Source organism: Metabacillus sp. GQ13, from assembly GCF_059758525.1.
Genome location: NZ_JCAXET010000001.1, coordinates 386,425 through 408,443 on the forward strand (window position 1 = coordinate 386,425; position 22,019 = coordinate 408,443).

26 protein-coding genes are annotated in these 22,019 nt (G+C 34.8%); all 26 read right to left on the bottom strand.

All coding sequences use genetic code 11. The annotated features are described in order from the left end of the window. Positions 1–5 precede the first annotated feature (5 nt). Positions 6–887, bottom strand: coding sequence for a translation elongation factor Ts (tsf, locus tag AC6CHR_RS01895; RefSeq protein WP_498246757.1), 882 nt, complete (start codon positions 885–887; stop codon positions 6–8). Between the two features lie 154 nt (positions 888–1,041). Beyond that, a complete protein-coding gene (gene rpsB, locus AC6CHR_RS01900) occupies positions 1,042–1,743 on the bottom strand; it encodes a 30S ribosomal protein S2 (protein ID WP_498246758.1) in 702 nt (233 codons plus the stop codon). Positions 1,744–2,012: 269 nt separating this feature from the next. Next, a complete protein-coding gene (locus tag AC6CHR_RS01905) occupies positions 2,013–2,549 on the bottom strand; it encodes a hypothetical protein (RefSeq protein ID WP_498246759.1) in 537 nt (178 codons plus the stop codon). A 12-nt stretch (positions 2,550–2,561) separates the two neighbouring features. Then, positions 2,562–2,846 (bottom strand): hypothetical protein, encoded by a 285-nt coding sequence (locus AC6CHR_RS01910; protein ID WP_498246760.1) that lies wholly within the window; start codon positions 2,844–2,846, stop codon positions 2,562–2,564. Positions 2,847–2,952: 106 nt separating this feature from the next. Then, entirely contained in the window at positions 2,953–3,720 is a 768-nt protein-coding gene (locus tag AC6CHR_RS01915; RefSeq protein ID WP_498246761.1) for a FliA/WhiG family RNA polymerase sigma factor, read from the bottom strand. Between the two features lie 42 nt (positions 3,721–3,762). Further along, on the bottom strand, positions 3,763–4,260 hold the full coding sequence (locus AC6CHR_RS01920; protein ID WP_498246857.1) for a chemotaxis protein CheD: 498 nt from the start codon (positions 4,258–4,260) through the stop codon (positions 3,763–3,765). After that, on the bottom strand, positions 4,260–4,895 hold the full coding sequence (locus AC6CHR_RS01925) for a chemotaxis protein CheC (RefSeq protein ID WP_498246762.1): 636 nt from the start codon (positions 4,893–4,895) through the stop codon (positions 4,260–4,262). The genes AC6CHR_RS01920 and AC6CHR_RS01925 overlap by 1 nt, the downstream gene beginning before the upstream one ends. 10 nt (positions 4,896–4,905) lie before the next feature. Next, on the bottom strand, positions 4,906–5,370 hold the full coding sequence (locus AC6CHR_RS01930) for a chemotaxis protein CheW (RefSeq protein WP_498246763.1): 465 nt from the start codon (positions 5,368–5,370) through the stop codon (positions 4,906–4,908). Between the two features lie 53 nt (positions 5,371–5,423). Further along, positions 5,424–7,448 carry a chemotaxis protein CheW gene (locus AC6CHR_RS01935; protein ID WP_498246764.1) on the bottom strand — a complete coding sequence of 675 codons (2,025 nt, stop codon included), beginning with the start codon at positions 7,446–7,448 and terminating at the stop codon, positions 5,424–5,426. Between the two features lie 13 nt (positions 7,449–7,461). After that, a complete protein-coding gene (locus AC6CHR_RS01940; protein WP_498246765.1) occupies positions 7,462–8,550 on the bottom strand; it encodes a protein-glutamate methylesterase/protein-glutamine glutaminase in 1,089 nt (362 codons plus the stop codon). A 5-nt stretch (positions 8,551–8,555) separates the two neighbouring features. Next, positions 8,556–9,422: a MinD/ParA family protein gene (locus AC6CHR_RS01945; protein WP_498246766.1), complete on the bottom strand. Its 867-nt coding sequence runs from the start codon at positions 9,420–9,422 to the stop codon at positions 8,556–8,558. A 4-nt stretch (positions 9,423–9,426) separates the two neighbouring features. After that, a complete protein-coding gene (flhF, locus tag AC6CHR_RS01950; protein WP_498246767.1) occupies positions 9,427–10,575 on the bottom strand; it encodes a flagellar biosynthesis GTPase FlhF in 1,149 nt (382 codons plus the stop codon). Continuing rightward, complete coding sequence (gene flhA / locus AC6CHR_RS01955; RefSeq protein WP_498246768.1) at positions 10,572–12,608, bottom strand: flagellar biosynthesis protein FlhA; 2,037 nt, start codon at positions 12,606–12,608, stop codon at positions 10,572–10,574. Before flhA ends, flhF begins: the two co-directional genes overlap by 4 nt. Positions 12,609–12,735: 127 nt before the next feature. Then, complete coding sequence (gene flhB / locus AC6CHR_RS01960; RefSeq protein WP_498246769.1) at positions 12,736–13,818, bottom strand: flagellar biosynthesis protein FlhB; 1,083 nt, start codon at positions 13,816–13,818, stop codon at positions 12,736–12,738. Continuing rightward, the gene (gene fliR / locus AC6CHR_RS01965; protein WP_498246770.1) at positions 13,819–14,592 is read right to left on the bottom strand and encodes a flagellar biosynthetic protein FliR; all 774 of its coding nucleotides are present in this window, start codon (positions 14,590–14,592) and stop codon (positions 13,819–13,821) included. Then, positions 14,593–14,862 (bottom strand): flagellar biosynthesis protein FliQ, encoded by a 270-nt coding sequence (gene fliQ / locus AC6CHR_RS01970; protein WP_498246771.1) that lies wholly within the window; start codon positions 14,860–14,862, stop codon positions 14,593–14,595. Positions 14,863–14,877: 15 nt separating this feature from the next. Continuing rightward, positions 14,878–15,543: a flagellar type III secretion system pore protein FliP gene (gene fliP, locus AC6CHR_RS01975; RefSeq protein WP_498246772.1), complete on the bottom strand. Its 666-nt coding sequence runs from the start codon at positions 15,541–15,543 to the stop codon at positions 14,878–14,880. Further along, on the bottom strand, positions 15,536–16,252 hold the full coding sequence (locus AC6CHR_RS01980) for a flagellar biosynthetic protein FliO (RefSeq protein ID WP_498246773.1): 717 nt from the start codon (positions 16,250–16,252) through the stop codon (positions 15,536–15,538). The genes fliP and AC6CHR_RS01980 overlap by 8 nt, the downstream gene beginning before the upstream one ends. Positions 16,253–16,265: 13 nt before the next feature. Further along, on the bottom strand, positions 16,266–16,628 hold the full coding sequence (gene cheY, locus AC6CHR_RS01985) for a chemotaxis protein CheY (protein WP_498246774.1): 363 nt from the start codon (positions 16,626–16,628) through the stop codon (positions 16,266–16,268). 27 nt (positions 16,629–16,655) lie between these two features. Further along, a complete protein-coding gene (fliY, locus tag AC6CHR_RS01990) occupies positions 16,656–17,882 on the bottom strand; it encodes a flagellar motor switch phosphatase FliY (protein WP_498246858.1) in 1,227 nt (408 codons plus the stop codon). Beyond that, positions 17,872–18,870, bottom strand: coding sequence for a flagellar motor switch protein FliM (gene fliM / locus AC6CHR_RS01995; RefSeq protein ID WP_498246775.1), 999 nt, complete (start codon positions 18,868–18,870; stop codon positions 17,872–17,874). The genes fliY and fliM overlap by 11 nt, the downstream gene beginning before the upstream one ends. Before the next feature lie 36 nt (positions 18,871–18,906). Continuing rightward, positions 18,907–19,338: a flagellar basal body-associated protein FliL gene (gene fliL, locus AC6CHR_RS02000; protein WP_498246776.1), complete on the bottom strand. Its 432-nt coding sequence runs from the start codon at positions 19,336–19,338 to the stop codon at positions 18,907–18,909. After that, positions 19,331–19,552, bottom strand: a complete 222-nt coding sequence (locus AC6CHR_RS02005; protein ID WP_498246860.1) for a flagellar FlbD family protein — start codon at positions 19,550–19,552, stop codon at positions 19,331–19,333. Before AC6CHR_RS02005 ends, fliL begins: the two co-directional genes overlap by 8 nt. Positions 19,553–19,613: 61 nt before the next feature. Further along, positions 19,614–21,122, bottom strand: a complete 1,509-nt coding sequence (locus AC6CHR_RS02010) for a flagellar hook-basal body complex protein (protein ID WP_498246777.1) — start codon at positions 21,120–21,122, stop codon at positions 19,614–19,616. Positions 21,123–21,200: 78 nt separating this feature from the next. Beyond that, positions 21,201–21,569 carry a TIGR02530 family flagellar biosynthesis protein gene (locus AC6CHR_RS02015; RefSeq protein ID WP_498246779.1) on the bottom strand — a complete coding sequence of 123 codons (369 nt, stop codon included), beginning with the start codon at positions 21,567–21,569 and terminating at the stop codon, positions 21,201–21,203. Positions 21,570–21,581: 12 nt separating this feature from the next. Continuing rightward, positions 21,582–22,007: a flagellar hook assembly protein FlgD gene (flgD, locus tag AC6CHR_RS02020; RefSeq protein ID WP_498246780.1), complete on the bottom strand. Its 426-nt coding sequence runs from the start codon at positions 22,005–22,007 to the stop codon at positions 21,582–21,584. Positions 22,008–22,019 lie beyond the last annotated feature (12 nt).

Below are 22,019 nucleotides of genomic sequence, written 5' to 3' on the forward strand. Positions count from 1 at the left end.
AAAATTTACTTTTTCACTTGATTCATTACTTCCTCAGCAAAGTTGTCTTGGCGTTTTTCAATACCTTCTCCAACTTCATAACGTACAAATGTCTTAACGGTACCACCTTTTGATTCAACAAATTGCTTCACTTTTTGGTCTGGATTCTTAACAAAACTTTGATCTAAAAGGCAAATTTCTTCAAAATATTTGCTTAAACGGCCTTCAACCATTTTAGCTACAATATTTTCAGGCTTTCCTTCGTTAAGAGCTTGTTGAGTTAAGATTTCACGCTCATGTGCTGCTTCCTCAGCAGAGACTTGAGCACGAGATACATACTTAGGATTTACAGCAGCAATGTGCATAGCAACATCTTTAGCAGCTGCTTCTTCAGTTGTTCCTTCTAATAATGTAAGTACACCAATGCGTCCACCCATGTGTAAGTATGCACCAAAGGCATCATTATCAGATTTAGATACAATGGTAAATCGACGTAGCGTTAGTTTTTCACCAATTTTTGCGATAGCAGAGTTAATGAAATCGGCAACAGTTGAACCATCATCCATTTTTAGAACTAATGCAGCTTCTACATTAGCAGGTTTATTTATTAGTAAGAAATCAGCTAACCCATTGATTAACACTTTAAATCCTTCATTCTTAGCAACGAAATCCGTTTCAGAGTTTACTTCTAATATAATAGCTTCATTACCTTCAACTTTAACAAGAGTTGAGCCTTCTGCAGCAATTCTATCAGCTTTTTTAGCAGCCTTTGCAATACCCTTCTCACGTAGGAAATCAATTGCTTGGTCCATATCACCATTCGTTTCTGTTAACGCCTTCTTACAATCCATCATTCCAGCGCCAGTTTTTGCGCGTAGTTCTTTTACCATCTGTGCAGTTACTGCCATAACAGTATTCCTCCTTAGAAACATGTATTATTATCATTCATTTGTTAATTTAATTTCAGCTGTGCAAGAGATTTAACAGTTGCTTAGCTGTTCTATGTAATCATTTAAAAAAAAGGTGATAAAAGGCCAATTCCTCTTATCACCTTTTTGTTCATTAAGCAGGTGTAGTTTCTTCACCTTGTTTAGATTCCATAATTGCATCTGCCATTTTACCAGTAAGAAGCTTAACAGCACGAATTGCATCATCATTTGCAGGAATTACATAATCGATTTCATCTGGATCACAGTTTGTATCTACGATACCTACGATCGGGATGTTCAATTTGCGAGCTTCTGCAACAGCGATACGCTCTTTACGAGGATCGATAATAAATAATGCATCAGGTAACTGCTTCATGTCTTTAATTCCACCTAGGAATTTTTCAAGACGCTCAAGCTCTTTATTAAGTTGAACAACTTCTTTTTTAGGAAGTACTTCAAACGTTCCATCTTCTTGCATTCTTTGAATATCTTTTAAACGTCTAATACGTTTTTGGATTGTTTCAAAGTTAGTTAAAGTTCCACCTAACCAACGTTGGTTGATATAATACATGCCAGAACGTTCTGCTTCTTCTTTAACAGAATCCTGAGCTTGTTTTTTAGTACCAACAAATAGGATCGTACCGCCTTCAGCTCCAAGTTCTTTAACGAATCTGTAAGCTTCCTCAACCTTTTTAACTGTCTTTTGAAGGTCGATAATGTAAATACCGTTACGCTCTGTAAAGATGTAACGTTTCATTTTTGGGTTCCAACGGCGAGTCTGATGACCGAAGTGAACACCAGCTTCAAGCAATTGTTTCATTGAAATTACTGACATTTTTTGTTCCTCCTAATGGTTTTGTTCTCCTCCGCTCATGTCATCTTTAAGCATAACTATTTATAACAGCACCAATGCTTAAATCCACAAGCGTGTGTAATAACACCGAAAATTAATATACCATATCAAATTACGACAATCAAGGTTAAAGTATAACTTCTTTCTGTTTTGTTCGATAATACGTTGAAATTTGAACCTTGTTGAATTATACCACCTGATAAAGAAAGGCATTTATAGTTTGAATATTCAATGGATTCCTAGATATTCTACTAATTTTGTCGAAATTTAAGTAGTAACTCAATTTCAGTCTTTCCTTTTTTAAATTTTTTCGCAATTTGTTCAACTGTATAACCATTATCATGAAGAGATAGAGCTTCTATTTCAAAAGGAAGAACCTTTTGCGGAGATGATTGGCTGAGCTCTACAATATCAACAACTTTATCAAGTCCTGATAAATGGTCAGGAAGAGTGCTATCATTTTGAATGACCAATGTATCTTGATTAGCCTTTTTATCATGGTTCTGTTCAATTGATTGATTTTGCTGTTTTTTTATTTTTTCAACATTCTTTGGTTCTTCTTGTTGGTCATATGAATTGTTTTGAAATTGGATGTGTTGAATGAGCCTTTCATTTTCGTCCTTCATCTCAATTAGAAAGCTAGTCATTGAATCTTCAGTTTCCTCAATTAATTTCCTGTGTGAATCAGTAAGGTCCTTCATAGATGAGTACTTTGAATATAAAACAATGATAAAATAAAAAGCTACTACATGTAGTAGTAAACTTAGTAATAGTAATATTGTAGTCATAGACATCCTCTCTTAACCAAGTAAATCAATTTTTTTCCCTTTATAGGGATGATCAGAATTCTCATCTTGCTGTTTTTTTTCTTTATTCTTTTTATTATGATTACTTTGTTGTTGTTCAGAGTCATCCTTTTTAAGGTGCACTTTTTCACTATCACTATTTCTTTCCACTTGTGTTCTTTTTATTTCAACTTCTTTTTGTAAAGAATGAGCCAGCTGATCCTGGGCAAGCTGGCTCCGTTGGTTAAGTTGTTCCTGTACTTTACCTGCATCATGAGTTCTAGGTAGAGCAATTTGCATTTCGATATTTTTAAAACTCAGAGTATATCACTCCTTTAGCAAGCTAAAATCTAAAAAATAGATGAGGGCAATAAGCGAATTTTTAATCGTAACTAAACTTATCTAATTAATGAATAACATTATCCAAAATTTTTCTAAGTTTAAATAATGCTTTTGAATGAATTTGGGAGATTCTTGATGTTGATAAATTCATGATTTGTCCAATTTCAGTTAAGGTTAATTCTTCCTTGTAAAAAAAGCTGACCACAAGTTGCTCTTTTTCACTTAATTGAGTGATCACTTCAGATAGCTGTGCGATTAATTCATCCTTTAGCATCTTATCTTCTGGTGATTGCTGATTGTCATCTTTAATCGTAAATCCTATACCTTCCCCATCTTCTTGATCAAAAAGTTGGTCATCAATAGACAGAATGTTGGCAAAAAAGCCTTCGTTCATCACATTAACTACTTCTCCTTCTGATAAGCCTAATTCATTTGCAATCTCTTTAGAAGTTACATTCCTTTGATTTCTTTGTTCCAATTTCTCAACTGTTGCCTCTACGCGTTTCGCCTTTTCTCTAGAGCTCCGCGGTAGCCAATCCTCTTTCCTAAGTCCATCAATAATGGCCCCTCTTACACGAAACGATGCATACGTATCAAATTTCAGATCACGGTTTGGGTCAAACTTTTCCAAAGCATCATACAAGCCAAATAATCCTAAACTCATCAAATCATCTTTACTTACACTTTTAGGTAGACCGACAGAAATTCGTTGCACATGATAAGAAACAAGGGGCATGTATCTTTTGATGAGAACATTGCCTGCCTGTGTGTCACGAACATCTATCCATTTTTGCCAAATTAATTGTTCTTCAGTTATTGATAATTGTGTCACTACTATCCACCTCACCAAGTATGTTCAAATTACCTCTTATTTTCATATCGTCTTTGTACCTTGATTTACTGTTCTAATCATTAATTCGCAGGTTTTCGGATCAAATTCAATCGTTCTTCCGCTGTTTCCACCTACCTCTTCACTAATTAGTTTTATATTATGCAGAATTAATATCCGCTTTATTGCTTCAACGTTTCTTGGTCCAATTCTCATCATGTCACTAGAAGCTTGAAATTGAAACATTTGTGCCCCACCTGCAATTTTTGCCTGTAATGATCTCGGTCTTGCACCTGCATCTATTAACCGACAAATTAGTTGTGGTATAGCTGTATCAGCATATTTAGCATGATTCAATGATCCTTTATTAGCAAGTGATGAGTCTGGTAACATGATATGTGCTAAACCTGCTACTTCATTTATCTTGTCAAATAATATTAGCCCTACACAGGATCCTAATCCAGATGTTCGAATATGATTTGGTGATCTCACTACGTTAAGATCTGCAATACCTACTTTTACTACCTCTGGGGATTCTAGCATCATTCTGTTACACCTAAAGCATCAAACAATTTTTTAAATGATTCCGGGTCTGGTAAAAGGAAAAAATGTCCATTAACGGAACCTTCCTCTACTTGTTCTGCTTCGTTTATTACGGTATCGATAATAATCGCATAGTCGCTTATGTGTGATAATTCAATCAAACCATGACTAATCACAGCTCCAAACATATCAATTGAAAGCGCTGGTACAGATGGAAAAAGAGTTAAATCAGTAAGGTCAGATAAAGATGATAAATAAGAACCCGTCACAATATTTCCAAGTTCTTGGAAGGCAGATAATCCAATTTCATCATTAGGAGCATCCCTGAAGGAAAAGTTTGCATCAGCAATTAATTGTCTAATAAATCTTTCAGCTTGTTCAATACTAAGGACAAAAAATAGCGAGCCCGGAATATCTCCTTCAATACGTAAAAACACACTTGCTATCACTACTTCAGGTCCACCAACCCAGTCCATTAATTCATTAAAGGAAACAACTTTAACATTTGGAACCATCATGTCTATTTTCTTATTTAAAAGCTTTGAAAGTGCTGTAGCTGAATGCCCAGCTCCAATATTTCCAACTTCTTTTAATACATCCAAATGTTTCGTGGAAATTCGATTAATATAATCCATTTGTTCACACCTATACACTTAGCAAAGAACGTTTAGCTTCCACTTTCAAAATTTCTTCTAAATCGATCATCACGATTAATCTTTTTTCTAGTTTCGCTACCCCTTCAATATACCCAACCTCGATAGCTCCAACAACTTCTGGTGGAGGTTCGATTGTTTCTGCAGAAAGATCAAGCACATCATTTGCAGCATCAACAATAAATCCCACTTCTATATCGTCCTTCGAAACAATGATCATTCTAGAACTCTCCGAATCTTTAAGTGGTTCTAGACCGAAACGTGAACGTAAATCAATTATTGGTGTTACTACACCTCTTAAATTAATAACACCTTTTATATATGGCGCTGTTCTCGGTACACGAGTAATATGTTCAACTTTTTCTATTGATTGTACTTGTTGTACTGGGATTCCGTATTCCTCATCTTCCAATTGGAAAACGATAACCTTTATATCTCCTGATAACAATTCACTCATAAGTAGACCCCTCTCATTTTAAGCCGAAAACTAGACTTAACTATTTAATATCGTTATTTTATTAAGGAATTGCAATCTACGATCAGAGCTACTTGACCATCACCTAAAATTGTCGCACCTGAAATCGCAAAAACATTATTTAAATAATTTCCTAGAGATTTTAAGACAATTTCCTGTTGACCGATAAAAGAATCCACTACAAGTGCAGCCATTTTATCACCTTTTCGGACAATAATTATTGACACATAATCCTCATTTGTATAGTCTACCGGTACTTCAAAAATTTCTGTTAAGAATACGAGAGGTACAATTCTCCCGCGGAAATCAATGACCTTTTGGCTATGAGCCTGTAGAATATCTTCCTTTTTAATCACTGCTGTTTCTATAATTGAAGATAATGGGATAGCATATTTTTCCTTTTGTAATTCAACTAACATAACTGAAATAATAGATAGCGTTAGTGGTAGTTGAATAGAAAATAGTGATCCCTTTCCTTCGGTTGCATCTATCGAAACAGAACCACCAAGTGATTCAATCGTACTTTTAACTACATCTAATCCTACCCCACGACCAGAAATATCAGAAATTTGATCTGCAGTTGAAAACCCTGAAGAGAAGATAAGTTCATACACTTGTTTATCTGTTAAAGTTGCAGCGATTTGTTCGGTTACAACACCTTTGTCTAAAGCCTTCTTGAGAATTCGATCACGTTTGATACCCGCACCGTCATCCTCAATCTCTATGAATACATGATTCCCACTATGGTATGCTCGTAAAACAACATTACCTACCTCTGATTTACCATTCTTCACGCGCTCATCAGGCATCTCAACACCATGATCAATAGCGTTACGTAAAAGATGAACGAGTGGATCACCAATTTCATCAATAACAGTTCTGTCTAATTCCGTTTCAGCGCCGATGATTTCTAGATTTATTTTTTTATCTAAATCTTTTGCTAGTTGACGAATCATTCGTGGGAAACGATTAAAAACAGTTTCTACCGGAACCATACGCATATTCAGAATGATATTTTGTAAATCACCTGAAATTCTTGACATTCTTTCCACTGTCTCATCAAGTTCACTATTGTTTAAATCGTTAGAAATCTGCTCTAATCTTCCACGGTCAATGACTAATTCTTCAAATAAATTCATCAAAATATCTAATCGTTCAATATTTACACGAATTGTTTTTGAACTAGTAGCAGCAACTTGTTTTGCTGCAGTTTTTACATTGCTCTCTGTTTTTTCAACCTCTATGGTCGTATGTTTATCCTGCTTAGAAGATATAACGGTTGATATACTGCTTGTCATATTTGAGGAATCGATTACTTTAAGTTCCACGTCTACGATTTCTGATACTTTCATCACCTTGTTCCGAATATCATTAGCCGATTCCTTTGAAACAATCGCCACAGTAAACTGTGTATCAAACTTCTCATCTTCTAAAAGTTCAACTGAAGGAATCGCCTTTATGACTTCACCGACTTGCTCCAAAATTTCGAATACCATGTATACTCTTGCGGCTTTTAATAAACAATCTTCACGAAGTGAAATCGTTAACTCATATGCGGTAAACCCTTGTTCTTTTGATTGTTCAATCACTGTAAATTCAAAATCATCGTATTCTTGAATTGATTGATTACTAGACTCATTGTTAGCACCACTATTATTATTAACTACTTCACTGATAGCATGACCGTTTTCTATCTTTTTTAACATCTCTACTACTTCAGAAACATCTTTTTTGCCGTCTCCACCTTCTGCAATCGAAAAGACCATTTCCTCTAGATTATCTACAGAAATAAATACTGCATCGAAGAGCGCCGGTGTTACTGTTAGCTTTTCATTACGAATAGCATCTAAAACATTTTCCATTTGATGTGTCAAATTTGCTATATCCTCATAGCCCATTGTTGCACTCATCCCTTTTAAGGTATGCGCTGAACGGAAGATCTCGTTTACTATTACTAAATCAGTAGGATTTTTCTCTAATTCTAATAGTTTTTCATTACATGACTGGATATGTTCTTTACTTTCTTCTATAAAAACCTCTAAGTATTGGTTCATGTCCATACGGTAACACCCCTTAACTTCTTATATAATTCACGATAGAACTAGCAATATCTTCTACGAGATCAACTTTATCAACAAGATGTGTCGCAATCACTGCCTTAGGCATTCCATACACTACAGCAGTCTGTTCTGATTCAGAAATCGCTTTAACAATTCCCGTCGATTTAAGTTTTTTTAAACCATTTGTTCCGTCTGTACCCATCCCTGTCATAATAACAGCAACCTTATGATAATTCTTTAATTCACTAATTGACTCAAACATCACATCAACAGAAGGACGATGACCATTTCTGATTTCTGATTGATCTATATTTATCGTTAATGTACTCCTACTATTTTGTCTTACCTTTAGGTGAGAACCACCTGGTGCAATATAAGCCACTCCCTTTTGAACCAATTCACCGTTTTCAGCTTCCTTTACAGTAATAGCAGAAATAGAATTCAGCCGATTTGCAAGTGAATGAGTAAATCCTGGTGGCATATGCTGCACAATAAAAATTGGCGCATTAATATTTGCTGGTAATTTCGGTAATACATGCTGCAATGCTCTAGGTCCTCCGGTGGAGGTTCCGATACAGACTAATTGTTCATCTTGACTAATTTTGTCTATAAAAGTAGTACTTTTGTCTCGGTGTATGTCTATTTTACTATATTCTTTCTCTGAAAGGGGATTATTTTTTTTAATTTGCAATTTGTTAAAATTTGCTAATTTAGCTAGTTTGACTTTTTCAATTAATTCTTCTTTAATTTTGTATAAGTCCAGAGAAATTGCACCAGAGGGTTTTGAAATAAAATCAAATGCACCGTACTCCAAAGATTGAATGGTATTCTCTGCTCCCTCCTTAGTTGTGCTAGAAAGCATAATAACAGGCCTCGGAAACAGAACCATAATCTTCTTCAATGCCTCTAATCCATTCATTTCCGGCATTTCAACATCCATTGTCACAACATCAGGATTTAATAATTCAACCTTTTTTATTCCATCTTGTCCATTTCTAGCAGTCCCGATGACATCTATATCTTCTGCTTCATTAAGAAAATCCGAAATTAATTTACGCATAAACGCAGAATCATCAACGACAAGTACGCTAACTTTGTCCATTTAATTCACCTACCCTTCATGAAGAAATGCTTTAATTTCGAGATAAAAGGTGTCTGTTTGTCTTCAAACACTTCTGATGAATGCCTTCTTATATAATCATTCGAGATGTTAATAATTGCTTTACTAGCATAACAAGTAGGCTGATATAATAAAAATGGCTTTTGTGCAATTACAGCTTTCATAATCGTTGGATCGTCAGGTATAAATCCCAATAATGAAATTTCTCTTTTTAAAAAGTTCCCTATCGTTAGGGATAATCTGTTAAAAGTAGAGTCACCGATATATTGATTAAATACCCTATTTACTACTATTGAAAAGGTCATCGTATCATTTTGCAAACAAATATGTTTAATGGCTGCATAAGCATCTGTAATGGAAGTAGGTTCAGGCGTTGTAATGACGATAATTTCGTCTACTGAGAGAATAAAGCGCATACTATCTTCAGAAATCCCTGCACCCATATCAAAGATAATATAATCATATGCTTTAAATAATAGATCAAGCTCGCTAACGAAGCGATCAAATTTATCTCCATCTAGTTTAAAAATTGAGCCTAATCCCGTACCCCCAGAAATATAATCAAGACTATTTGGTCCAGTAGTAACGATGTCTACTAAAGATACTCCCTTATCAAAAAAGTCTACAATCGAGAATTCTGAAGCTTCACCAATAAGAATATCAATATTACCCATCCCAATATCTAAATCAAATAATAATACCCGTTTATTTAGTTTTTGCAGGGATAGTGAGAAATTCAGAGAAAAATTAGACTTTCCCACGCCACCCTTTCCACTCATTACTGCAATTGATTTAGCTTGCGTTTTTAATGATTTTAAACGCTCTCTTAAGCGCGCTGCTTGATCATTCACCATATCACTACCTCAGTATCTGTTCGACTATGCGAGTTCTAGTTGCTGCTTCAATATCATCAGGAACATTTTGACCATGTGTTGTATAGGCAACACCTTTATTCGTGTTTATCATGACATCAAATAAGGGGCCTCTTGTTGATGTTTCGTCGAGTTTTGTAAAAATAAGTTTATTTATTGGAATCACTGAAAATTGTTGATAAACAGCAAGCATATCTGTTGCCTTAGCAGTTGCAGCTAACACGAGAAATGTTTCCATTTCATCATCAAAATCAATGATTGATTGTAAGTCAGTTACATACTGGGCCTCCAAAAAATTTCTTCCTGCTGTATCAATAAAGATATAATCATACATTTCAAGTTTCTTTTTCGCTATTTTAAGATCATCAATCGAATAGCAAACCTCAATTGGTACATTTAAAATTTTAGCGTATGTTTTTAGTTGATCAATTGCTGCAATTCTAAATGTGTCAGTTGTGATAAAAGCTACCTTTTTCTTTTTTTGCAAGACACATTCTGCTGCAAGCTTAGCCAGTGTTGTTGTTTTCCCCACTCCAGTTGGACCAATTACATTAATGTACTTCTTTTTATAAGAAACCCCACTAAAATCAAGACCTTCAAGTTTTGTTTCGAACAGTTCTTTTTCTTTTTCATTCAATTGGCTAGGAGTTAAATTCCCACTTTTTTTATACCAATATTCTAGTAACTCTGACATAATCTGAGACCTTAAGACAGAATTAACCTCTAATTTAATCAACTTATCTACCATCAATTTTAATGGTTCAGGATATAATCCAATTTGTTCATTTGTAGTGATCGATTGAAGCATACCTTTTAATTCTTTTAACTCAGCTATTAAATCTTGATCTTCCTCGTTAACCATTTGTTGTTTAACCTGTGAGATTGACTGTTCATTTTTAATAGGGGGATTCTGTATTGTTTTTTCTCCAAATTTAGGCTGAGCTGTTTTTTTCTGCGTAGGCACATCTGGATCCATTGCAGCTATTACTTCAATTCTTTTCTTTGCAAAAAGACCTAAAAATCCGCCAGATTGAACAACCTTTGAGTTTAAAATAACTGCGTCATTACCCATTTCTTCGCGAATTTTTTTCATTGCATCTTGCATAGTAAGTGCAATATACTTCTTTACCTTCATTCAATATTCACCACCCCTACACTTTGTACTTCTACATCTGATTCTAATTCATTATAGGATAAAATTGGTACTTGTGAAAAATATCGATCCGTAAGTTGTCTAACATACATTCTTACTGCAGGTGAACAAAGTAAGATAGGAGTTGTTTGTTGTAATGAAAGCATTTCTACCTCTTTTGCTACTGCCTCGATTATAGATTGAGATACGTCAGGACTTAATGATAGGTAATTACCATGGTCTGTTTGTTGAACACCTTCAGCAATCACCTTTTCAATTTTCCCTGATAAAGTAACAACCTTTAATAGCTGATCTTGATCTGTATATTGTGCAGTAATTTGCTTAGCCAAGGCTTGTCTAACATACTCACCAAGTAATTCTGTATCAGATGTCATTTTCCCATAATCTGCTAACGTCTCAAAAATGATAGGTAGGTTACGAATTGATACCTTTTCACGTAATAATTTTGCAAGTACTTTCTGGATTTCACCTATACCAAGTGGTGTAGGAGTGACTTCTTCTACTAAAATAGGATAGGATTCCTTTAAATGGTCTACTAGTTGCTTTGTTTCTTGTCTACCAAGTAATTCATGTGCATTTTGTTTGATAACTTCAGTGATATGTGTAGACACAACAGATGGCGGATCAACTACTGTATAACCATACATTTCAGCTGTATCCTTTACGTCTTCATTAATCCACTTTGCAGGGAGACCAAATGATGGCTCAATGGTATCAATTCCCTCGATTGAATCATCTTCAATCCCAGGAGCCATTGCCAAGTAATGATCCAAAAGGATTTCACCTTTTGCAACTTCATTCCCTTTAATTTTCAAACGATATTCATTTGGTTGTAGTTGAATATTGTCTCGTATTCTGACAACTGGAATAACAATTCCCAATTCAATCGCCAACTGTCTTCGAATCATGACTACTCGATCTAAAAGGTCTCCTCCTTGATTAGTATCTGCAAGTGGGATTAATCCATAACCAAATTCGAATTCAATAGGATCAATATTCAAAAGATTTACTACACTTTCAGGACTTTTCATTTCATCCATTTTAGTTTCTTGTTCGATTACTTCTTCATCAATTACAGGCTTATCATTTGATTTGGAAATCATATAGCCAGCATAACCGAAGATCCCAGCAATTGGGAATGTAATAAATAGACCGATTGGAGTAAAAACACCTAAAAGAAGAATACTACCACCCGTTACATACAGCATTCTAGGATAAGCAAATAATTGTGAAGTAATATCAGATCCTAAGTTCCCTTCGGAAGCCGTTCTTGTGACGACAATTCCTGTAGCTGTAGATATTAATAGGGCCGGGATTTGACTAACAATTCCATCACCAACCGTAAGCATTGTATATTGGGAAGCCGCTTCGCCAATTGCCATTCCTTTTTGCATCATACCGATAATGATCCCAAAAAGCATATTTATCAAAACCATGATGATACCAGCAATTGCATCTCCCTTGACAAACTTACTAGCACCATCCATTGCACCATAAAAATCAGCTTCATTTGCAACTTTCTCACGTCGTTCTCTTGCCTGTGGTTCAGATATCATCCCCGAATTTAAATCAGCATCAATACTCATTTGTTTACCAGGCATTGCATCGAGAGTAAATCGCGCTGCAACTTCAGATACACGTTCGGATCCTTTAGTAATAACAACAAATTGGATCACAATTAAAATAATAAAGACAACAAAGCCAACAAGAACATTTCCTCCCGTAACGAAGCTCCCAAATGTTTCAACAACTTTCCCTGCGTCACCTTCGGCTAATATTGCACGAGTGGTTGAAACATTTAATCCTAAGCGGAACAACGTTAACAGTAATATTAACGATGGGAATATGGAAAATTGTAATGGTTCATTCATATTCATTGATGTAAGGATCACTAACAACGCAAGAGAAATATTGATTATTATTAGAAAGCTTAACATCCATCCTGGAAAAGGGATGATAAGCATAGCGATGATTAAGATAACACTTAGTAATACAGATAAATCTCTTGCTTTCATTTATATTTTCTCTCCTTAAATACCCAATCAATTCTTTCGATCAAAAACTATTATTATAAATAAATGTTATTTTTCCATGTATTTATACTGGCTATCTCCCCAAGTCAAACAAGTAAGCATTAAGATGTTACATTGATTTTGCTTGATATACATAGGCAATAATTTCTGCAACCGCCTGGAAAAACTCTTCAGGCACAGCTTGGCCAATATTCACTTGATCATAAAGGGCTCTAGCAAGCGGTCTGTTTTCAACCATCATAATATTATTTTCTTTTGCTACTTCTTTTATTTTTTGTGCGACTAAGTCAACACCCATTGCCACAACATAGGGGGCATCTGATTTTGATTCGTCATATTTTAATGCAATTGCATAGTGAGTAGGATTAGTAATGACTACATCCGCAGTAGGGACGTCTTGCATCATTCTTCTCATCGACATCTCACGTTGCTTTTGCTTAATTTTCGATTTTATTAAGGGGTCACCCTCAGATTTTTTGTATTCATCCTTAATGTCTTGCTTCGACATTTTTAAATTTTTCTCGTAATCAAATCTCTGATAAAGATAATCTAATAAAGATAAAATTAACAGTGCACCTGAAGCAAATAAACCCATTTTCACTGTTAACGAAGCAATGTATAGAAAAGATTGTTCCACTGTCAGTTGTGATAAGCGTAATATATTTTCAATATCAAGCCATATGACAGCGAACGTAACTAAGCCGACAAAAGATATTTTTAAAAGTGACTTAAACAACTCAACAATAGCTCGTATTGAATAAATCCTTTTAAACCCTTGAATTGGATCTAATTTATTTAATTTCATTTGAATAGCCTCGGCTGAAAACAAAAACCCAACTTGAAGGTAATTACTTAAAACACCAGCAACTAATGCAATGGCCATAACTGGTGCTAGGATTTGTGCAACTTGGAATGACATTGTTAGAAAGAAATCATGGACATTTTGATCGGTTAAATCTAGAAGTAAATAATCCTGAAAGGTACCCTTCATCATAAGCATAATATGATCTCTCATATAGGCACCAATGAATAAAAATGAAAGAAAAACAGTTAACAGTGACAAGGCAGTATTAACGTCAGCACTTTTAGCAACTTGACCCTTTTTTCTTGCATCCTGTTTTTTACGTGGAGTCGCTTTTTCTGTCTTTTCTCCGGCGAAAAATTGTAAATCTAATTTAAGAAGGTTCATCATTTATCCCCCAAATAACTCCATAAGTCCCCGCATTGTTAACGTCATCGTTTCAAATAATTGTTGCATTAATAAAAATAATGCACCCATAACTAAAATTAACATGATAAAACTCACACCAATTTTCAATGGAAGTCCAACAACAAAAATATTTAGTTGTGGCACAGTTCTCGCGACAATACCTAGTGCAATATCTACTAAAAATAGTGAACCAACTACTGGTATTGACATTTGGAAAGCAATAATAAACATTGAATTGAATGATTGTACAAGGAATTCAATTACATTCTCATTACCTAAAGGCAAAAAGGGTTGATCAATGGGGACAAATTGATAGCTGTAAAATACTCCATCCAACAATAAGTGATGGGCATTCATACTAATCATTAATAATAAAGCAAAGGTATATAGAAACTGTCCAATTAGTGGACTTTGTGCACCAGTTTGCGGGTCGATAACATTTGCAATCGCAAATCCCATTTGGAAGTCGATAAAGCTACCTGCAATTTGAACAGCTGCTAAAATAAAGTAGGCTGAAAAACCAATGAGAAGGCCGAAAAGTGCTTCCTTTAAGATTAGTAGAAAAAACTGACCATCCACCTCTATAACTGGTGGCTCAATTGCAAAGAACATAATCCATGCAAGGAAGAAAGAGAGTCCGATTTTATGGGTATTTGGTATGTTTCGATATGAGAAAAATGGTAAAGTAACAAAAAAGGCTGTAATTCTCATTAAAATTAGCAAAAATGCTGGGTAATTCTCAATAATCGTAACCATTTACCCTACAAACCTATTTAAATTACCAAAAATATCTTGAGCATATGAAACCAGAGTTGAAAGCATCCATGGACCGAAAAAAATTAATCCTAACAATACAGCGACAATTTTAGGGATAAATGCAAGGGTTTGTTCTTGTATCTGAGTAGTAGCCTGAAATATACTAACAACTAAACCAATAATAAGTGCTAATAAAAGAAGTGGCCCACAAATGATTAAAACCGTATATACCGCTTTTTCGGCTAAAGAAATAACAAATTCTGAACTCATTCGTAATCACCCATTCTAAAAACTTTGTAACAAAGATTTTATTATTAAATACCAACCGTCAACTAAAACAAATAGTAAAATTTTAAATGGTAGAGAAATCATCACTGGAGGTAACATCATCATCCCCATAGACATTAAGACACTTGCAACAACCATATCAATAACAAGAAACGGAATAAAAATCATAAATCCTATTTGAAAGGCTGTTTTAATTTCACTTATTGCATATGCAGGTACCAGTGCTGTTAATGGGATATCCTCAACAGTTTCTGGACGATCCATCCCTGCATAGTTTAGAAATAGAGCCAAGTCCTTTTGTCTTGTGTGTTTACTCATAAATTCTTTAAATGGTATGGCTGCCCTCTCATAAGCCTCTTCCAATTGAATTTCTTCATTAAACAAAGGTGTTAACGCTTGTTCATTTACCTCTGTAAAAGTTGGGGCCATAATAAAGAATGTTAAAAACAGGGCAATTCCTAGCAATACTTGATTTGGGGGCATTTGTTGAGTAGCAAGCGACGTTCTAACAAAAGAAAGAACAATGATAATTCTAGTGAAACAAGTCATTAAGATTAAAATACTAGGGGCAAGTGACAGCACTGTTAGTAGTAATAATAGTTTTACAGATGTACTAACACTTTCTGCGTCACTATTATTAAAAAACTCCATAAATTCATTCATGCTTGTTTAAACCCTTTCTTTTAACATCTTCTAGCTGTTTCGTTCGTTCGTTCTTCATTTTGTTTAATTGTTCTTTGAATGATGTAGATTCTGTTGACTGATTCCTAGTTTGGCTTTGAGATTTAAAATTCCGATTCAGTAACTTAGAAGCCTTCTCCATCAAATCCTTAGGCTCAATTGTCTGTTCTTGCTTTTGTTCAAATTCTTCTATTAAATCCAACCGCTCTATCTCGTCGTCAATTTCTTTTAAAAATGTGATCGTTTCACCAACACCCACAACTAAAACACGTTTTCCTACTTTTACAATTTGAATAGATTTATTCTGTCCGAGATTTGTCCCACCTAGGTTGATAACCGATTGACCTTGCTGAAAGATCCGATTACGTTTAGTGACAAATTTCAATAAAAAGTAAACCAAAAAGAGCACAAATCCTAAAGCAATAAACATTTTTATAAAATCAAATGCTGTAACAGAAAGTGAGTCGCTTTGACTGGGTGTTTCTGTTTCTTCGGCTTCCACAGTTTCTTCAGTTGATTCATCTACTGTTGATGGCTCTTCACTATTTTTTTCTGTAGTTTCTTTATCTTTATTTAAATTTTGATATACACTGTCATTTACATTTTCCTCCGCAAGAACCACAATAGACACTTGCGGGGAAAAAAGAATGAAAGTTGCTAACACCAGTAAGATGTATTTTCTTTGAAGCAATTCCACTCCACCTTTAGCTTAATGTTTTACCGATAGCCTCTAATACTCGGTCTGCTTGAAATGGTTTTACAATAAAGTCTTTTGCTCCAGCTTGAATCGCATCAATTACCATAGATTGCTGACCCATAGCTGAGCACATAATTATTTTTGCATTTGGATTAATTTCTTTAATTGCCTTCAATGAAGCAATACCATCCATTTCTGGCATTGTAATATCCATTGTCACTAGATCAGGTTGGTGCTCTTTATACTTTTCTACAGCCTGTGCTCCATCAGCTGCCTCTGCAACAACTTCATAGCCATTCTTCGTTAAAATATCTTTAATCATCATTCTCATAAAAGCCGCATCGTCAACAATCATAATTCTGTGTGCCATAATTATCCCCACTCCTAATATATCTATTTATTTTAGTTTGTTTAAGCGTTCGGTTTGACTGATGATATCTGTCACTCGTACTCCAAAATTTTCATCGATTACAACTACCTCACCTTTAGCAACTATTTTACTATTGACTAGTATATCTACAGGTTCACCAGCAAGTTTATCGAGTTCAATGATTGAGCCTGATGATAGTTCTAATATCTCTTTAACAGAACGCTTAGTTCTCCCTAATTCTACCGTAACTTGCAATGGGATATCGAGTAACATATCCAAATTTTGAATGTTTTGTTGTTGATATTGCATCGGTTCAAAGGAAGTGAAATCAGCCGGTTTAACATTTACGGCTGGTTGCTGCTGTTTTGCTTGAGTATATTGTTGTTGTTGTGGTGCATGATTCATTTGTTGATTTGGCTGTTCCATATGTTGCTGTGTTTGATTTTGGTTCATTTGATATTGATTTTCATTTTGTTGAACTTGAGACTCTTTCATTGCTGATGAATCTAGTTGTACCTCTCTAACAGCTTCAACTGTAGCTGCGGACTCTTCTTTTGGATTAATTAATTCGTCTATTAAATCTTTAGCGAATTTTAAAGGTAATAATTGCATGATATTCGAGTCAATTAATGTACCAATTTTAAGTCTGAATGAAACTTGTACAAATAACTCTTCATTAGGAATCGTATTTGCATCTTTGGTTTCATCAATATCGAGTAATTCGACTCTTGGTGGAGATATATCAACTTTTTTACTGAAGATTGTCGACATAGATGTAGCTGCAGAACCCATCATTTGGTTCATTGCTTCCTGAACGGCACTAACTTGAATATCACCTAGCATTTCATCAGGACTTGTTCCATCTCCCCCCATCATTAAATCAGCAATAATTGCGGCATCGCTTTGGTTAATAACCAATATATTACTACCTGTAAAACCTTCTGTATAATTCACTTCAATTGCCACATAAGGATGTTGGAATTGTTCACCAAGATGATTCTTTTTAACAACAGAAACACTAGGGGTAGTTATTTCTACCTTTTGCTGTAATAGAGTTGATAGTGCTGTTGCTGAACTACCAAAAGATATATTCCCTATTTCACCAATGGCGTCCTCTTCCATTTCACTGAAGTAATCTGCATTAATTAATTTCTCTTCTTCATTTGTTTCCGTAGGAGTTTCAATATTATCTGTGCTCGATCCTTTAAGCAAAGCATCAATTTCGTCTTGAGATAACATACCATCACTCACCATCTTCGTCACCTCTCGATAAGTGGTCAATAATTTGAACCGCTATTTTTTTGTTCAATTTCCCTGGTTGTCCAGTATACTTTGGCTTGTCACCAATTTTAATTATCAAAGGTTTGTTAATAGAACTATCTAATTGAATGACATCCCCTTGTTGTAAATACAGAAAATCTTGAATTGATAATTCAGATGATCCTAACTCTGCAGCAATTATTAGGTCTGCTAGTTGGATTTGCTTTCTTAGCGTTTCTATTTCATGTGCTTTAGGTTCTTTTCTGTCAGATTGCATCCAGTAATGAACTGACAATCTAGGGATAATCGGTTCTAACACAACATGTGGTATACATAAATTAATCATTCCACTCGTATCGCCAACTTGAATATTCAAAGAAATAACAACCACTGTTTCATTTGGTGATACCATTTGTAAAAATTGCGGGTTTACCTCAAAGTCCTCCATAATTGGGTCAATTTCTATAATGGATTCCCAAGCTTCTTGATAATTCTCTAATGATTTTTCAAAAATACCAGATATGATTTTTGTTTCAATTTCAGTTAAACTCTCAATTTTATTCATTCCTGATCCTAGTCCACCCATAATTCGGTCCATCATAGCGTATGCTATATTAGGGTTAACTTCCATCAATACTCTTCCTTGAAGAGGTTGTACCTCAAAAACATTTAAAACAGTCATTTTCGGAATGGAACGAATAAATTCTTCATAAGGTAATTGATCGACAGAACCAACTGTAATTTGGACATAGGTACGAAGTTGTGCCGAAAAATACGTTGTAAGTAATCGAGCAAAATTGTCATGTATTCGTGTTAAACTTCGTATTTGATCCTTAGAAAAACGCAAGGCTCTCTTAAAATCATAGACTTTAACTTTTTTGGTGGATTCTTCCTTTTTTAATTCATCTGCGTCCATCTCACCAGTTGATATTGCTGAAAGCAAAGCGTCAATTTCATTTTGTGATAAAATATCACCGGCCAAAGTTTTCACCTCCTAGAATTTTGTTTGTTTAATATACTATTGAAGAATGTAGGAAGTGGTATAAACCTTATTGACCTGGCCTTCTTGCATTAGTTCATTTGTTTTCTGTTTTATCGTTTCTTTTAACTTGTCCATACCTTCTTTACCGTCTACCTGATCTGCAGTCATGTTTGCTAATTCTGAAATGATAATATCACGGATTTGAAATTCACGAAGTGTCAATTCCTCTTTAGCCTTTTTTGAATCTGTTTCAATCTTAAATGATAGACGTACTATATTACCACTGGATAAATTTGTGGTGATCTCGGGAATTTCTACAGTTGCTTCTACTACCTCTTCAATTGAAGGTTTTTCATGGTCTTTTTCCTCATTACCCATAAATTTCATAACAACGATTAGTGCCGTAACTCCAATTAATGTAATTGATATAATAATGACAAGCATAATACTTAATAGCTTTTTATTCATTCTCCAAGACCTCCGAGCCCTTACGTAACGACAGAACATTTATATTTCTATAAAAAGAAGTTATTTTATTACATACCTCTTGTTCTGGCTCCTTCACAATATATTTATGCCCATTTGTTAATGTTATCGTTGTATCTGGAAATGATTCAATGACCTCTATAAATAATGCATTTAATGAAAATGTTTTACCGTTTAACTTTGTAAGCTGAATCATTTTTATAGAAGGCTGACCAAACAAAGTTTTATTCTATTCAGCCAGCCTCATCCCCCCTTATTTAACGTTTTAAGCCCATGATTTCTTGTAAAATTTCATCTGATGTGGTAATGATTTTTGTATTTGATTGGAAGGCACGTTGAGCAACGATCATCTCAGTGAATTCCTCTGATAAGTCAACATTTGACATTTCTAATGCACCAGCAATGATGGAAGCAACACCATCTGTACCTGCGACAGAAAGTTCATTAAGCTGTATACCATTATTATTCTTATCAATCTTCCCAGAGTTAGTAGATTCTTTAAATAAATTCCCACCCAATTTTTCTAAACCGCCTGTGTTTGCGAAAGTTGCTAACCTTAATTGACCTGCAACATTTAATTCACCATTAGCATTAACAAATGATACTGTACCATCTGGACCAATACTAAAACTTTGGGCAGTAAGTGGGATTTGGATAAGACCCGCTTCTCCACTTAACTTATCGGAGAATTTAGCATTTTGTAATTCTGTTGCAACATCTTCAAAGTTTATTACATTTTTCCCTACTTTATTTAAATCAAGCAAATAGTTATTTAAATTAACTTCAAGATCATTCATTTGTGCTTGAGTTGCATCAGGAACAACTTGTCCTATTGTAGGTGCAGCTGTTGGATAATCACCTGTGATTGGTGCAACAATAGAAGATATTTGCTTAACAATGGTTCCAATTGGATCAGCTACATTAAATCCAGTTATACCTCCATTTAAAGTTGTAAGATTAGTTTGAAAGCCCGTGGCTAATGGAGTAAATTCTGTTGCAGCAGTATTAAACTGACCTAGAATGGATCCTAATGCACCATGTGCACTTTGCATGGCATTATGTGATGAAGTACCTGTAGCAGGACTACCACTTTTCTCCCATGTCTTTTGGGCATCGATATATTCATTGTAGGCATTCATCAATTCCTTTGCTTGTTTGGAAATACCTTCAAGCGAGTCAGCCATATTTGCAAATGCTGTACTGAAATTTTTAACCGCATTCAAAGCGTCTTGTGATTTATCTATCGCTGCTTCAGAGGGGATCGTTTTTTCCCCAGCTTCCCCAACTAGAAACATACCTTCTGCAGTAACTAAATAACCACGATCATCTAAATAAAAATTACCTGCTCTAGTATAATTTAGATTTACTGCACCATCGATCGAACCCATTATAAGATTATTATTCATTTGAGTACCTTGGTCGATATTGACACTGTTTAAATCTTTGATTGTAGCAACTGGGAAAAATCCATCACCTGATAATGCTAAATCCAATGTTCTTGAAGTTGTTTGTGTTGAACCACCTGTATGAATTGTATCGATAGAACTTACTTGAGTACCTAGACCAATTTGTTGAGGATTTGTACCACCTTGTGTTTGTGTTGCAGCTGATGCACCTGCCAGTTGTTGGTTTACTAAGTCGGAGAATGTAACCCGTGACTTTTTAAAACCGTACGTATTTACATTGGCAATATTATTACCGATAACATCTAATTTTGTTTGAAAGTTTTTCATACCACTAATTCCTGAATATAATGAACGTAACATTTATTTTTCTCTCCTATAATTTTATATTTAGTTGCTTCGATCATTCCGCAACTATAGGCCTCCGATACGGTCCAGCCGTTAATCCATAACAATTGTTCCATTTATATTAGTGAAAATTTGTGCTTTAGCTTCTTCACGATCCATGGCAGTAATAACTGTACTATTTTTCGCATTAATAATTAGTGCTGCATTACCTAGTAGGACGAGAGAGTCATTCACACCCATCTTTTTTGCCTTACCAATTTTATCGCCAATTGATGTCCAATCTTCATCGGAAAGCGAAATGTTCCTCTGCGTTAGTCGTTCTTGAGCATGTTTGCTAATTTTAAGTTGTGAGTTATTGAGTTCATTTTTAAAGATTTGGTTAAAAGAGATCTGCTGTTTTGTAACTTGATTAGTTGGTTTAATCGGTTGATAATTATTTAATTGGTCAATTTTAATTGACATTAAATGTACCTTTTACTCAGCCTTACTTACTTTTTCTATTGAATCACTTGCAATTTCTTTCCCATTATCAAGCTCCAAAACAATCCCGTTCTCACTTTGTTTGATCGATTTTACAATACCTGATTCACTTTCACCCTTAGCATTTTTCCATTCAACCTGTTTGCCAATCATCTCTGAATACCTTAAAATTGAGTCACTTTGTGTTTGAGTATTAAGAAACTTTTCCAACATGCTTGTCATATTTGTTGTTTGTTCAAGTGTTGAAAATTGAGCCATCTGTGCAATAAATTCTTTATCCTCCATTGGATTCATTGGATCCTGATTTGCCAGTTGCGCCATCAAAATTTTTAAAAATTCATCTTTTCCAAGACTAGAACTACCCGCTTTTGATGTACTAGGCTTATTTGATAATAGTAAACTAGTATCAATTGAAGTCATCGTTACCCCTCC